At 64.7% G+C, this 12,955-nt stretch carries 15 protein-coding genes and 3 pseudogenes; 6 read left to right on the top strand and 12 right to left on the bottom strand.

Translation table 11 applies throughout. The annotated features are described in order from the left end of the window. Positions 1 to 230: 230 nt before the first annotated feature. The 4 genes and pseudogenes from NVV77_RS09065 to NVV77_RS09055 form a co-directional block, all read right to left on the bottom strand. Positions 231 to 1,265: a hypothetical protein gene (locus NVV77_RS09065; protein WP_295412329.1), complete on the bottom strand. Its 1,035-nt coding sequence runs from the start codon at positions 1,263 to 1,265 to the stop codon at positions 231 to 233. Between the two features lie 28 nt (positions 1,266 to 1,293). Beyond that, a pseudogene (locus NVV77_RS21960) lies at positions 1,294 to 1,431 on the bottom strand (hypothetical protein); the annotation flags it as partial. After that, positions 1,428 to 3,650, bottom strand: a complete 2,223-nt coding sequence (locus tag NVV77_RS09060) for a ThiF family adenylyltransferase (RefSeq protein ID WP_295412327.1) — start codon at positions 3,648 to 3,650, stop codon at positions 1,428 to 1,430. The gene NVV77_RS09060 and the pseudogene NVV77_RS21960, both read right to left, overlap by 4 nt. A 1-nt stretch (position 3,651) precedes the next feature. Continuing rightward, on the bottom strand, positions 3,652 to 4,779 hold the full coding sequence (locus NVV77_RS09055) for a hypothetical protein (RefSeq protein WP_295412325.1): 1,128 nt from the start codon (positions 4,777 to 4,779) through the stop codon (positions 3,652 to 3,654). 151 nt (positions 4,780 to 4,930) lie between these two features. Here NVV77_RS09055 and NVV77_RS09050 point away from each other — a divergent pair, with 151 nt between their 5' ends. Together NVV77_RS09050 and NVV77_RS09045 are read left to right on the top strand one after the other, a co-directional pair. Then, positions 4,931 to 5,251, top strand: coding sequence for a helix-turn-helix domain-containing protein (locus tag NVV77_RS09050; protein WP_220304101.1), 321 nt, complete (start codon positions 4,931 to 4,933; stop codon positions 5,249 to 5,251). After that, positions 5,251 to 6,120, top strand: coding sequence for an ImmA/IrrE family metallo-endopeptidase (locus tag NVV77_RS09045; protein ID WP_295412322.1), 870 nt, complete (start codon positions 5,251 to 5,253; stop codon positions 6,118 to 6,120). Before NVV77_RS09050 ends, NVV77_RS09045 begins: the two co-directional genes overlap by 1 nt. A gap of 46 nt (positions 6,121 to 6,166) precedes the next feature. Here NVV77_RS09045 and NVV77_RS09040 read toward each other — a convergent pair whose 3' ends face one another. From NVV77_RS09040 to NVV77_RS09030, 3 genes are all read right to left on the bottom strand, one after another. Beyond that, the gene (locus tag NVV77_RS09040; RefSeq protein WP_295412321.1) at positions 6,167 to 6,553 is read right to left on the bottom strand and encodes a hypothetical protein; all 387 of its coding nucleotides are present in this window, start codon (positions 6,551 to 6,553) and stop codon (positions 6,167 to 6,169) included. Further along, positions 6,535 to 6,780: a hypothetical protein gene (locus tag NVV77_RS09035; protein ID WP_295412318.1), complete on the bottom strand. Its 246-nt coding sequence runs from the start codon at positions 6,778 to 6,780 to the stop codon at positions 6,535 to 6,537. Before NVV77_RS09035 ends, NVV77_RS09040 begins: the two co-directional genes overlap by 19 nt. 113 nt (positions 6,781 to 6,893) lie before the next feature. Continuing rightward, positions 6,894 to 7,301 carry a hypothetical protein gene (locus NVV77_RS09030; RefSeq protein ID WP_295412315.1) on the bottom strand — a complete coding sequence of 136 codons (408 nt, stop codon included), beginning with the start codon at positions 7,299 to 7,301 and terminating at the stop codon, positions 6,894 to 6,896. Positions 7,302 to 7,620: 319 nt separating this feature from the next. Between NVV77_RS09030 and NVV77_RS09025 the strand changes: the two genes are divergently transcribed. After that, positions 7,621 to 8,493 carry a hypothetical protein gene (locus NVV77_RS09025; RefSeq protein ID WP_295412313.1) on the top strand — a complete coding sequence of 291 codons (873 nt, stop codon included), beginning with the start codon at positions 7,621 to 7,623 and terminating at the stop codon, positions 8,491 to 8,493. Positions 8,494 to 8,499: 6 nt separating this feature from the next. Here NVV77_RS09025 and NVV77_RS21955 read toward each other — a convergent pair. Together NVV77_RS21955 and NVV77_RS09010 are read right to left on the bottom strand one after the other, a co-directional pair. After that, positions 8,500 to 9,127: pseudogene (locus NVV77_RS21955) on the bottom strand (nucleotidyl transferase AbiEii/AbiGii toxin family protein). A gap of 160 nt (positions 9,128 to 9,287) precedes the next feature. Further along, complete coding sequence (locus tag NVV77_RS09010; RefSeq protein WP_295412310.1) at positions 9,288 to 9,512, bottom strand: hypothetical protein; 225 nt, start codon at positions 9,510 to 9,512, stop codon at positions 9,288 to 9,290. Between the two features lie 154 nt (positions 9,513 to 9,666). Between NVV77_RS09010 and NVV77_RS09005 the strand changes: the two genes are divergently transcribed. Further along, positions 9,667 to 10,443: a murein L,D-transpeptidase family protein gene (locus NVV77_RS09005; protein ID WP_295412308.1), complete on the top strand. Its 777-nt coding sequence runs from the start codon at positions 9,667 to 9,669 to the stop codon at positions 10,441 to 10,443. A 4-nt stretch (positions 10,444 to 10,447) separates the two neighbouring features. On the opposite strand, the gene lspA is transcribed toward NVV77_RS09005, so the two are convergent. Both lspA and NVV77_RS08995 read right to left on the bottom strand, forming a co-directional pair. Beyond that, positions 10,448 to 10,939 carry a signal peptidase II gene (gene lspA, locus NVV77_RS09000; protein WP_295412306.1) on the bottom strand — a complete coding sequence of 164 codons (492 nt, stop codon included), beginning with the start codon at positions 10,937 to 10,939 and terminating at the stop codon, positions 10,448 to 10,450. Next, a complete protein-coding gene (locus NVV77_RS08995) occupies positions 10,936 to 11,817 on the bottom strand; it encodes a cation transporter (RefSeq protein ID WP_295412304.1) in 882 nt (293 codons plus the stop codon). Before NVV77_RS08995 ends, lspA begins: the two co-directional genes overlap by 4 nt. Positions 11,818 to 11,888: 71 nt before the next feature. Here NVV77_RS08995 and NVV77_RS08990 point away from each other — a divergent pair, with 71 nt between their 5' ends. Both NVV77_RS08990 and NVV77_RS08985 read left to right on the top strand, forming a co-directional pair. Beyond that, the gene (locus tag NVV77_RS08990; protein ID WP_295412303.1) at positions 11,889 to 12,284 is read left to right on the top strand and encodes a helix-turn-helix domain-containing protein; all 396 of its coding nucleotides are present in this window, start codon (positions 11,889 to 11,891) and stop codon (positions 12,282 to 12,284) included. Continuing rightward, the gene (locus NVV77_RS08985) at positions 12,245 to 12,676 is read left to right on the top strand and encodes a cytochrome c (protein ID WP_295412301.1); all 432 of its coding nucleotides are present in this window, start codon (positions 12,245 to 12,247) and stop codon (positions 12,674 to 12,676) included. The genes NVV77_RS08990 and NVV77_RS08985 overlap by 40 nt, the downstream gene beginning before the upstream one ends. Before the next feature lie 9 nt (positions 12,677 to 12,685). Here the strand turns inward: NVV77_RS08985 and NVV77_RS08980 are convergent. Next, positions 12,686 to 12,955, bottom strand: a pseudogene (locus NVV77_RS08980) (NAD(+) synthase); the annotation flags it as partial.

The raw sequence follows: 12,955 nt of genomic DNA, 5'->3' as shown, positions 1-12,955 counted from the left end.
CCGAGGCGCCTTCGTTTTTCGCGAGCCGCCCAGCAGCAGGTGTGAGCATCTGTTCTTTCCGCGATCCCCTCGTTCATAAATTGGTGCCAGGCGCACTCTCACAGGGCAGCGAAACCTGGCGTCCCAGACCAGACCACGCAAGTTGTCGTCTGCTAATCCCTATTCTGAGTCCTAAGCTGACAGTCCGCTAACACCCCTGTTTTGCCGATGGTGCAGTACACGCGAGAGGCCTATTTCGATGATGATGGCCACCTCTGACGATCATCAAATTCAGTTCCAGCATGCGCGGCGAGCGTGGCATCCGCACATTCGAACCCGTGGCGCGCGATGAGGTCGAACTCCTGTGCTGAGAGTTTGTTCAGCGCCGTAGGGTGTGCCACGGCAGCCTTCGCCAATTCATCACTGAGGTATGCGGAATGCTCCGCCTCTGGTCGGATAACGCCCGCTCTTAGGTCTATGTCACGGATCGAGTTGCCCATGCGGACTATGACGCCCCGAATCAGTCCACGGTCGAACTCGCGCATGAGTATCCTGGACCGGAGGCTCCTGACTTGGTCCCCCATCAGGTCGAACAGGCGAGGCGTGGCCAAATTCCCCCTGATGAGATTGGCGATCACTCCCCCTGATGGTGGGCCAAGGACGCCGGATGCATCGCTGCAGATGAGGAAATCGTAATCGGTGGATGGCTGGCCAGGCTTCACAAGGGCTTCCAGACCAAGATTATCATAGGCGCCGCCGTCCCATATGCGCAGTACCCTGACGCCTGGATCGATCGCCTGCTGTGGTTTCCTCGTGGCTGGATCGGTTCGGTACCAGCCACCCTGCGGGATTTCGAGCCGTAGGGCACCGATGGCATAGGGCACCGCTGCCGAGGCCGCCGCGGCCTCGGCGATGCTGACACCTGGCGAATAGTGCCGACCGAATTTCCAGTCGCCCATCTCGCCATTGCTGAAACGCCAGTTCTTGCCCGAATGGATCGAGGCAGCGTTGATCCACCATTTCGGATGAGCAGGCAGATCCGCAAGGTTCCCCGTGACGCCCCACTCGGTCTCCAACCTATCGGCCAAGACGTGGGCACGCCGGTTCAGCAGCCTGAGATTGTGCTTGAGGAGACTCCCGGGACTCAACAAGGCGGGTATGCTGAAGAGATCCTTCTCGATCAGCGTCTTCCTGAGGGTCGGATAGACCTTTTTCCCTGAACGCGGCGGATGAGGGCCATCGGTTCCCGTTGTTGCCGAACACCGCCGCGACGACCAGGCTTCCACCGGAAACCGTCGATATCGCCGAAACGCTCTCGAGCTGGTCCTGAACGGCGAGCCTGAGCAGCAGCCCCAGATGAAAGACCGCGGCCCTGGTTCCCCCGCCCGACAGCGCCAGCCCGAGGCGGAAGGGTTGTTCGGCTCCGCGAACCCCTGATGCCGCATCGCTCATCGGATCGTCCCGACCAGATGGCGTGCCTCGTTCTCGCCGACTATGAACATCACGCCGGGCATGCCGTCCCCGGCCATGGTCGTGCTCAGCCAGGCAAGTTGCTCGATGTCGATGGTGCTGGGCTGGCTGGAACTGCCCCTGGGATGCGAATGCCATTCGCCGACATACCTGATCTGGCCGGCGGAACGGGCGATGGCTGCCTCCACGGTCTCGCGCAGTCCCATCGTGCCGCGGACGAATTCGGTCGGCGCCTCGGTGCTGTCGATCGGAGCGGGCACTGCGGCGACGAGCTCGATGCGCTTCGATTGCGGATCGACTATGCCGAGCAGTGCGCCACCGGTTTCGTTCGGCAGCCGCTTCAGGCGCTCGGCGGCGAGCTGAGCCGAAAGGGTATCGGGCATTCTGATCGTCCAGTCGCCCACATGATCGACGGTCAAGCCGACTTCCGGGGCAGTGAGGGACACTTCACCGTCATCGCCGAGGGACCAGATCTTGACGCAGGCCTCGCTGCTGGCGAGGGCCCGGCTGAGCCCGCCTGCCATCAGCCCCGACAACACCTGCACCCGCGACGCGGGAATGCGGCTCGTCAGCATCCGGCAGGCGCCGGTGTAGCGGATCATCTCGCTGTCGACGAGGTGGCGCTCGAGGCCGGGATCGATTTGGATGGAGCGATGATAGATCGCCTCCAGAGCGCGCAGGTCGATGCGGCGATCCTCGTCCTCGGCGAGCAGCACGACTGCTGTTCCGGTCGGATTGAAGAAGATCGACACGCGCCGCGCATGGCCGGCAAGGTCGCTGAGCCCGCGGCCCACGGCCACCGATGCCGAGGCGTCGATGATGGTGTCGGCAGCCTGCAGCAATGCTGCCGCCTCGGGCGATGGTTCGGTCAGGAAGTTCTCGTCGATCGCCGACACGTCGAGATCCGGCCTGATGGACTTCAGCCGCTGGGCGACGCTGGTCGCCTTCGGCCGCGGCACCTCTTTGGAGGTCAGCGTATGGCGGGCCAGATTGTGCGGAAGCAGGGTGTCGTCGTCCATTACGGCCATGCTGTCGAAAGCGCCTTCGCGAGCAAGGATCTCTGCGACGGCGGAGCCGATGGCACCGGCGCCGATCATCACGGCCTTGCCCGTCACGGGCGACGACACGCCGGAAATCGCCCGTGCCAACTGGGTGTCGAACGCACCGTGGACCAGGCATCCTTCGAGGCGAACGGCGTCGAGATCCGGATCGCCGGCAGGGAAGCGAAGCTGATATCCTATGCTGTTCAGGTCGCTGCTCCGGTCGCAATAGAACAGGCCGAGCGCCACCCCGATGTCGCCGACGGTGCCGTCGACCATGAAGCCGACCGTATCGAGCCCTTCCAGATGGCCTGTGACCGGGTTGATCATCGGGAGGCGGAGAAGGATGCACGGATGCGAATTGAGGACGGCGGCACGGCGTGTCTCGTCGGCATACCAGGTCTTCAGCCGCGCTTTCAGGTCCGCGACGATGTCCACGCCGCGTCGCAGGGTTTCCTCGGCAAGATCGGCCAGTGTGGCCGGTGCCTGGCGCATGCGGGACATGGTTTCCGCGGACAGGTCGTAGGCGATCACGGAGATCACCGGGTTGGCGCCTTGTCGCCGTTCCGCGGGCAGCAACGTCACCATCGTCGGGCGCTGCTGATCCTGAACGATGCCGATCAGCTCCGTGACCTTGTCGGCATCGCCGGCCCAGACCTCGCGGGGCATGATCAATTCATATGGCGACTGCAACGAGAAGAATGGTTCGAGGGGCTGGGCCGCGTCGTGCAACTGGCCGCGTGCGGCCTTCCTGAACCACTCGAGAATGCGATGACCCAGCTCTGCCGGGCCATAGGAAGATTTCGCCTCCGGCCATGGCCGGTCGTCGATGCAGATGCAGAACGGCATGCCCTTGGGCAGGCGGGCCTGGTGCGGCGTATCCGGGAAATCCTCCCGAAGCGCCAGAACGCAGGGGCCGTGCTTGCCATCGCCGAAGAAGATCGCGATGGGCTCCACCCGATCGATGGCGACGACCGGTCGCTGTGGGCGTTCGGTCCGCACATTCGCCAGGATCAGCTCCATGCCGCGGTCGCGGCGGGCCTCCACCAACTCGAAGATGCCATCCCCGCCGTCGCGCACATGATCGACGAAGGCGGCGGCCATGGGATTTCCGAGGGTGGAATACTCCACCACCGGAAAGGAGGCGATCCAGGGCTGCATGTCAGCCGCCCCGCACCGGCGTGGAGGTCGCCGTCCCGGTCGAACTGCTGCTGATATAGCTGATCGCGGCGCCGAACGCGGTGATGTCGATGCGGAACGGCTTCGGCTTGATCCTGTCCGGCGTCTCCATGGTCACCTTGAACTCGCCACCGCGGTCGGCGACGACGCGCTTGTGGTGATTGGCGGCCTGGCGGTGCGGCGGCTGGATGTCGTCGTCCTCCGCGGTGCCCTTCTGCGGGATCTCCCAACTGGGCGACACGATGATGCATCCATCGCGGGACTGCTCCTCGAAGAGCCAGCGCGTCTCGTCGACGGATTCCGTCTCGTCCTCGCCGATCTCGGGCCCGATGGACTTGTAGGAGCAGTGGTGGAAGAGCTTCAGCACGTCCCACTCGAGGCGGTGCTCGTTCCCGTGCTTCTTGCTGGTTTTTACGATCTCGCAGAGCGTTCCGTACTCAACGTCCGACCCGAGCAGGGCCTTTGTCTCGACGCCGCCCTCGAGGAAGGTGACGTGGAGCACGACCGAATCCTTGTTGCGGTCCTCGAGCCCGCGTTCGTCGGTGCGCCAGGCGAACGGGCAATGCACGAAGAACTCCGCTTTGGCCGAACCGTCCTTGGTGAACCCCGGCACCAGCTTGCCCGCGTCGACGATGCAGTGCTTGCGGTCTTCGAGCGTCAGGCCGTGCGACGCGAGGAAGTCCTTGAGCAGTTCGGGACGGGAGAAGACCTTGATGCCGGTGCCTTCGATCAGGCGGTGGCGGGCCTCCTTGCGGATGGTCGCGGCGTTGCCGACCAGGCTGGTCTCGGTGATCGCGCCCGCCGGAACCCACATCTCGTCGATCTTCGGGCGTCCTTTGCCCTGGTAGGCGGTGGAATGCCGCAACCAGAAGAAGTCGCTGGCACCGCAGATGTGGTCGTTGTCGAGATGCGTGAAGCACACCACGGCGAAGTCGGTCTGGCCGGCTTCCGACATTTCCTTGCGCAAGGCGACAGGCAGGTCGCAGCGAACGTCGAACTGGTCGTCCGGGTTGCGCATATCCGCGTAGTCGAGAAGGACCAGGCGGTTGTCCGCCAGTCGGATCAGGGTGGTGTCGGCATTGCCGAGCGGGAAGAAGGTAAGCCTGGTCATTTTTAGTAAGCCCTTACATATTGAATTAGCGACCCGTTAAGTACGTCTACTCCGAACAAATGGAATTCCTTGCTGCTGCTGTCAAGGGTGCTACAATGCGTCTACACCGAACTTTTTGGGTTCGGTGCGTTTGGCAGGAGTTTGACCACGCATGGCCGCACCGTTCGGCGACAGGATTCGCGAGCTTCGCAAGAAGAAGGGCATGACGCTCGACCAACTCGCGACCGCCACTGACTCGAGCAAGAGTTATATCTGGGAGCTCGAGAACAAGGACCCGCCACGACCCTCGGCGGAGAAGATCGCCAAGATCGCGGCGGCGCTCGACGTCACCGGCGACTATCTCATGGGCGTGGACGACGGGAACTTGCAAGCTGCTGAGGATAAGGCATTCTTCCGCAAGTACAGCCAGATGAGTCCCGAAGCCCGGGCACGGCTGCGACGATTGGCGAAGGCGCTCGACGAGGACGACTGATGGGGCCGGAGGGCTGGGCGATACAACTCACGAAACTGTTGGACGCCGCCCACCGGGATGGCCCCGACCGCTATCCGGTCGACGTCCGATCACTGGCATTGCAGTATTCTGCCCAGCGATTTCCCGATGCGCCGATCAAGCGCGTCGAGGCCGACGATCTCGTTGGCTTCGAGGGGGCCCTTCTCCCCGGCGAGACCAGGAAGAACGTCTGGGGCATCCTGTACAACAGCAAGCAGACGGCTGAGCGCGCCAGGTTCACGGTGGCCCATGAACTGGGCCACTATCTCCTGCATCGGGAGAAGCAGCCCAAGGGGTTCTGGTGCGGGGAGGACGCCATCGTGCGTCGCGAGGTCGAAGGAATCGAGAAGGAAGCCGACACCTTCGCCGCGTTCCTCCTGATGCCCTTGCACGACTTCCGTGCGTTGATCCCCCCGGATCACAAGCCCACCTTCGAGGAGCTCGGCGACTGCGCCAGGCGCTACGGCGTATCGCTGACTGCGGCGATACTGCGCTGGCTCGAATACACCAACCGACGATCCGTTCTGGTGGTTTCGAACGAAGGTTTCGCGCGCTGGGCCAAGTCCAGCGGTCCCGCATTCCGTTCGGGCAAGTTCATACGGACACGGGCTTCCGTGTTCGAGCTGCCGGTGGCCTCGCTGGTTGCGACCATGGGCGCCGATGTCGACCCCGCCGTCGTGGTCAGGCAGGCAGCCGGCGTCTGGTTCGACGAGCCGGTGGAGGAATCGTGCATAGCGTCTTCCCGCTATGAAATGGAGCTCACGCTCCTGCACCTCGGCACGCAATCGGCGCGTGCATGGATTTCCGAGGCGCCGGACGAAGAGGATTCGTTCGATCGCTTCAAGCGGTAGGCGATAGTCCTCGCCCCGAGCCTCGACGCCGCTCTCCGCCCACGGGCTAGTTGTCGGTGAACCGAAGCAACTGATCGCCGACATCCTCTATGCCGAGGCGTGTCGCCAGTGCCGTGAGGGCCGGGACGAGTTCTGCCTGCATGGGCCGCAGATTGGGTCCGATCCCCGGCGACAGGCTGTCGACGCCGTGCTCCCCGATATCGGCATAGGCGACTTCGAGGACGTACCGGCCTGCATCGAGCAGGACGAAGACGGGGAGCGGTTCGCCCCGCTTCGCGTCGTGGCGCCAGCCGCAATAGAGTGTGGTGCAGTCGTTCCGCATCGAGACCCGACCGAACGCTCGGCGGACGCGTTGGGCAACGGACCAGTCGGTCACCTGGTACCAGACCAGCGCTCCAGTCCCGTGGATGGGCGTCATGCCGGTGCGAGGCACACGCCCCTCGCCAGCACGCGGAAGAGAACGGTGTCGGCCATTTCGCCGGCGACCGAACGAAGCTGGTTCCAACGGTGCCTCGCCACGGAGCGAAGGGTCCAGGCGATGACCACCGCCCGGTCGGATAACGTCAGCCGGTTCTCGAACAGCACCGTCTCGAACAATGGCCGCGTGAACAGCGCTCGATCCAGCCGCCGCCCGAGCGGTTCGCGATGTTTGTTTGCCATCCCGCCATGAGGATCGGCAGATCGGTCGGCGGCAAGCCGCCTCGATCGGGATCCACAGGCTTCCGCAGGGGCGATGCTCCCCGTGGCCGCCGCCAGCCGATTTGACCGACCGTTCAGAACCGTGGCGGTGTCCGCGACTTCCTGAACGAGCCCGCCTTTCGCATGTTTTCGAGGCGGTCGATCAATTGCGCGATCTCGTGGCGAAGGCGGTCATGGTCCGTCTGCTCCTCCTGCGCGATCTCGATGAGCATGTTGGCAAGGACGGCGGCACCGCCGATGTTCCGGCCCTTTGCACTGGGGCGCTGGGTTCGCCTCTGCTTGCCCTCGACCTCGACGGGGCCCAGGACCTCGGCGATGCGGATCATCGCGTTCCTGATGCGCGTGTTGCTGGCCTCGGTCTCGTGCTTGAGCTCGGCGGTCGGGAACAGCTTCTCATCCCCGTGCACCAGGGCCCCCAGCCGGGCCAGCACCAACAGGTCGCCCAAGGTGACATCCGGTTCAAACGCTGGGCGACGAGGCATGTCAGGACTCCGTTGGAGCTTCAATATGCAGTCGCCACGTTGCCAAAGGGTTTAGCCTCGTTTCGCCATCATTTCTCCGCTGATGATGGCGACTCGACATCTAATGACGTCGAGTCGACGTCATTGAGGGCGACATTGGTGGCGAGTCGCCATCAATGTGTGACCAGTCGTGGCGAAACGAGGATAGTCGTTTCCCGCGAGACCGGCTTTCCCGGCGCGCGCCGAGAACCTCGTCAGGGCCATGGCGAGACGATCCTTTGGGCGATCGTGGCGATCATCGTAAGGTCGGCGGACACGTCGATTCGCGAAGGTGATCTCAGTGCCCATCCAGCCGGGATATTTCGGCCTGTCCGGCATCCGCATGGAGGATGCCTCCATCGACCTGGGTCACGGGGTCCTGCTGACCAGGACCTATGCCCACCTGATGGCACCCTATGTCATGGCCTTCGCGCCGGCCCTGCCGGGCCGCCCCCACCCGGGACCCTGGAAGGCCGCCCTGGGCGGCACGGGGATCGATGTCACGGCCCAGCTCATGGTGCCCGGAACCGCCGCCTCGGACGACGCCCCGCCGCTACGCATCGCCAGGGCGATCGTGTTCCTCATCCGGCTGTGGAACACGCCCGAAGTCGTGATATCGGTGTTGGCCACCCATGACTTCGGCGAGTTGAAGGACGTGCCCGACAATGTCGCGAGGATCGTTCCCTACGACACGCGGGAGCGGCACTTCCCCCTGCGGTCGCCGGACGGCCCGGTGACCGGGGAAGGGGTCGAATGGGTGAAGACGCATTGGCAGGCGACATTGTCCTTGGCCGGGAGCAGCAGCGAGTTCCGTTACGCCATGGATGCGATGGATGCCGGGCAGTTCATTCCCAACGGCGCCCTGACATTGGTATCGCTGTGGGGGGCTTTGGAAGCCATGTTCGCCCCCTCTGCCGGTGAGCTGTCCTTCCGTGTGTCGTCGCTGCTCGCCGCCTATCTCGAGCCGCCCGGCCCTGGCCGGATCGCCCTGCAGAAGAGCGTCGCCCGGCTCTATGGGCGGCGCTCGAAGGCCGCCCATGGCAGGCCGGACCACGGCGACGACGATCTCCTCGACACCTTCTCCCTGCTTCGCCGGGTCCTGATCAAGATGGTGGAGGCACGATCCGTCCCCGGCAGGGAGCAATTGGAAGCCATGCTGCTCGGCGGCCAGTGACCCGCCTCAGCGTCCGTAGGTCTCTTCCTCGGCGGGCACTTCGGGAAGATCGGCCCCCGGCCAGGCCGCGACGGATGCTCCCCGCAAGGCGAGCGCTGCTTCCAGCACGGCGTCCCTGCTCATGCTCAACGTTTCCGCGGCGTGTTCTATCTCGGATGCCTTGCCCAGCCGTTCCAGCACCTTGCCCACGGATCTGACGACATCGCCGCCATAGGCGGTCTCGGCGATCTCTATGGATTTGGCAGGTATCGAGCCGTTGGAGTGGACGAGATAGCCGAGGTCGATCGCGTCTCGATAGGCCACGGACTTGTCGAGGCATCGGTCCGCGTTGGCCAGCAGCTTCTCGGCGAACTGGCTCTCGACCGTGAGCATGGGAACGCCGAAAGGGGGAGGTTTCCCCCTCGAGGACGATGCGGGCCTCGCGGACGATCTCGAACTTGATGCGCTGGCCGTGGAGCGACACGAGGCCCCTGATGCCGTATTGGTCCGCCTTGAACTCGCGCAGGGTCTCCACCTCGGCGCCGAATACCGCGGGTGCGCCACGCTGGACGATGGCGCTGCGAAGCTCCCGATAGCCGTCGATGTCGGCGCAGAGGAAGTCGACGTCGAGGGATAGCCGATATTCGCCGTTCATGAGCACGATGGCGGTGCCGCCGCCGAAGTAGCACTTGCTGCGTTCCAGGAACCCGTGGTCCATGGATTGCAGGGCTTCGGCGATGATGACGTGTTCCTGGCGTTCGAACTTCAAGGCGGCCTCCTGTTCGCGAACAGGATAGTCCCTCGGGACGAAAGTGTCAGGCGAACATCCGATGGCCGTGGCCGAATTCCTCGGTGAGGTCCTCGATCAGTTCGGCTTCCTCGACGGTGAGGTGCTCGGCATCGACATGGCGCCAGTTCCGCTCGTAGAGCTCGAAGGCTTCCTCGCGATCGATCGGACGTGCGGCATCGCGGTTCCACGCGAGCATGCCGAGCTCGGGGAAGTCCTTGGGCACGATCATATCTGCATGATGCCTATCCATGCGCAATCATATAGTCCTTCGGCATGCAAATGTCGAGTTTGTCGGCCATTGCATGATGAACGCCTTCAAGGCGCCAAGGTTTCCGAGGACGAGGTGGAACACCTTCCGGTAACCGGTGCCGGGATATGGTCGGGTATCTATTGCGGAAACCTCCATGCTTGCCAACACCCTTCGTGCCATCGCCCTTCTGGTTCTCGCCGTGGCACTGGCCGGCTGCAGCCAGTTCGTCGGCGACAATCGCCACAACGTTCCCCTGCCGAAAGCCTTGGTGGACCGGCTCGCCGCCATCGGCTCCTCCCCCGCCGAGCCGATGATGATCCGCGTCTTCAAGCAGTCCTCGGAACTCGAGGTCTGGAAGCGGACCGGAAGCGGGCAATATGCCCTGGTGAAGACCTACGCGATCTGCAAGTGGTCGGGCGGGCTGGGCCCCAAGATCCAGGAAGGCGACTACCAGTCGCCCGAGGGATTCTACGACGTCACGCCTGGCCACCTGAACCCCAAGTCGGCCTATTGGCTCTCGTTCAATGTCGGCTTCCCCAACAAGTTCGACCAGGCCTGGGGCCGCACGGGAAGCAACCTGATGGTGCATGGTGACTGCAAGTCGGTCGGCTGCTTCGCCATGACCGACGAGGGGGTCAAGGAACTCTATGCCCTGGTCCGGGAGTCGTTCAGGGGCGGCAACCGATCCGTCCAGATGCAGTTGCTGCCGTTCCGCATGAACGAGGCCAACCTGTCCGCCAATGCCGCCAGCCCGCACCTGGCGTTCTGGCGCAACCTCAAGGAAGGCACCGACATCTTCGATGCGACCAAGCTGCCGCCGGCGGTCGATGTCTGCGAGAAGCGCTACGTGTTCAACCGCACCGGCGCCGCTCCGCTCGATCCCAACGGCGCCTGTCCCGTCGCGCCGCTCTCGACCATGGCCGCCCTCTGAAGGACTAAGGGCGCCCCGCACCGGGTTCGGTACGGCCCGCGAAGGCGCCGGTGACGGTCGCCATCAGCAGCATGACGACGCCGGCGGTGATGCCGACGTCCGCCAGGTTGAAGGTGGGGAAGTGCCAGCCGCCCGCATGCAGGTCGATGAAGTCGGTGACCGCGCCATCGGGAACCCGGTCGACGAGATTGCCCAGCGCCCCGCCCAGGATGGCGGCGTAGCCAAGGCGCTCGAGGCGCCCATGGCTCCTGTGCCACAGCCAGGCGACCACCGCTGACACCGCCAGGGTCACGAGGACGATCGTCCACCAACCCCCGGGCCCGTCCGCGGCGAACATGCCGAAGCTCACCCCGGTGTTGAAGCCCAGGGTCAGGTTCAACACCGGCAGCACCGGCACGCTCGCCCCGTCGAGATACATCAGGGCGGCCTCCTTGGTGGAGGCGTCCACGCCGATGATGCCGAGGACGAGGAAGAGCGAGGCGTCGCGATTGCTCATCGGCCCGCCTGCCGCAGGTCAGACCTTGCATCGCGGATGATCGACCAGGCCGATTGCAGGAACAGGCCCGCGACGGCGAAGGCGACGATCAGGTCCGGCCACTGCGACCCGGTCCACCAGACGGCAGCCGCGGCGGCGACCACGGCCAGGTTGCCGATGGCGTCGTTGCGGGAGAACAGCCAGACCGCCCGCATGTTGGCGTCGCCCCTGCGGTGCGGGATCAGCACTACTGCGGCCAGCACGTTGACGACGAACGCCACCAGCGCGAAGCCGCCCATTACGAGGCTCTCGGGCTGGTGCTCGATGAAGACCCGGTAGACCGTGGACGCGACCACGCCCAGACCGAGCAGGCCGAGGAAGATGCCCTGCAACAAGGCCGCCTTGGCACGGGCGGCAAGGCCCCAGCCCACTGCGATCAGGCCCAGGAACGAGATCAGCCCGTCGCCCAGGAAGTCGAGGGAATCGGCCTGCAGCGCCTGGGAGCCGGCGATGAAGCTGCCGGCGATCTCGACGATGCCGTAGCCGACGTTGAGCAGCACGACGATCCAGAGGGCCCGCTTGTAGGCCGGGGTGACGTGGGAGAGGTCCGGAATGTGGTCGTCGTCATCACCGTCCTCGTCGTGGTCGTGCTCGGAGCTCGAGGCTTTCTGCCCGCCGATCCGGTCGAGCTGGTAGCCGAGGTCCGTCACCGCGGTCTCGAGGATTGGCAGGCGCCGACCGGGATCGTCGACCTCGAGCGTCATGATCTGTGAGGCGATGGAGACCTTGACGTCCTGGATGCCGTCCACCTTGCGGGCGGCCCCTTCTATCTTGGCGGCGCAGGACGAGCAGTCCATGCCGGTGACTTGGTAGCGTATGGTTTCGGCAGCAGCGCTCATGCCCTTGCTCCTTCTTGAGACGAATTGCTGCAGAGGCTACAACCTGTAGTCACTACAGGAGCAAGCAGGAAATGCAGATCGGGGATCTATCCCGCAACGCGGGGGTCAACGTCGAGACCATCCGCTACTACGAACGGGCTGGCGTGCTGCCCGTTCCGGCCCGCCAGGGCAACGGGCGCCGCGTCTATGGCGAGGCCGACGTCCGCCGTCTGGGTTTCATCCGCCACGCCCGCGATCTCGGCTTCGACCTGCAGTCCGTCCGCACCTTGCTGGCCTTGCAGGAACAGCCCGAGGCCTCCTGCACCGATGCCAGTCGAATCGCACAGGCTCAACTGGACGAGGTCGAACGCCGCCTGGCGCAGTTGCAGAGCCTGCGAGCGGAATTGTCGCGGATGGTCGTCGAATGCCGGAAAGGGGTCGTCGCGGAATGTCGCGTCATCGAAGCGCTCAACACCTCGCCGTCCTGATCGCCGTCGTGCTGGTGGGGGCCTCGGGAGCGGCCATTGCCGAAGACGTTCCAGGCAGGCAGGTCTATGTCGACCACTGCGCGAGCTGCCATGGCGCGAACCTCGAAGGTCAGCCGAACTGGAAGCAGCGGCTGCCGACCGGACGGCTGCCGGCACCGCCCCACGACGCGACCGGCCACACCTGGCATCATTCCGACCGGCAACTGTTCCGGATCGTCAAGGAAGGGCCGGCGGCCATGATGCCAGGCTACGAGACCGACATGCCGGGCTTCGGTGCCGTGCTCGACGACGGCGAGATCGCCGCCGTGCTCGATTACATCAAGAGCACCTGGCCCGACCGCCAGCGCGACGTGCAGGCCGCCAAGTCGGCCGCGGATGCACTTCGACCGTAGGCGACACGGTCATTTCGCGGCGTTGGCGGCGACCGGAAGGGCTCGCTTGTGGGCGGTCGCGCGATAGGCGCCCACGATCCGATCGCGGGCGAAATCGGGGACCGTCATGCCTTCGAGGAAATCGTCGATCTGGTCGTACGTCACCCCATATGCGTCCTCGTCGGGCCGCAACGGGGCATTGTCCTCGAGGTCGGCGGTCGGCACCTTGAACACCAGCTCCGAAGGCACGCCGAGGTGGGCCGCCATGGCGCGGACGCGGCGTTTGTTCAGGCCGGCGAG

Source organism: Devosia sp. (assembly GCF_024707125.1).
Taxonomy (GTDB): domain Bacteria; phylum Pseudomonadota; class Alphaproteobacteria; order Rhizobiales; family Devosiaceae; genus Devosia.
Note: the sequence above shows the minus strand (reverse complement) of the source record. Positions and strands in the feature narration are given on the sequence as shown.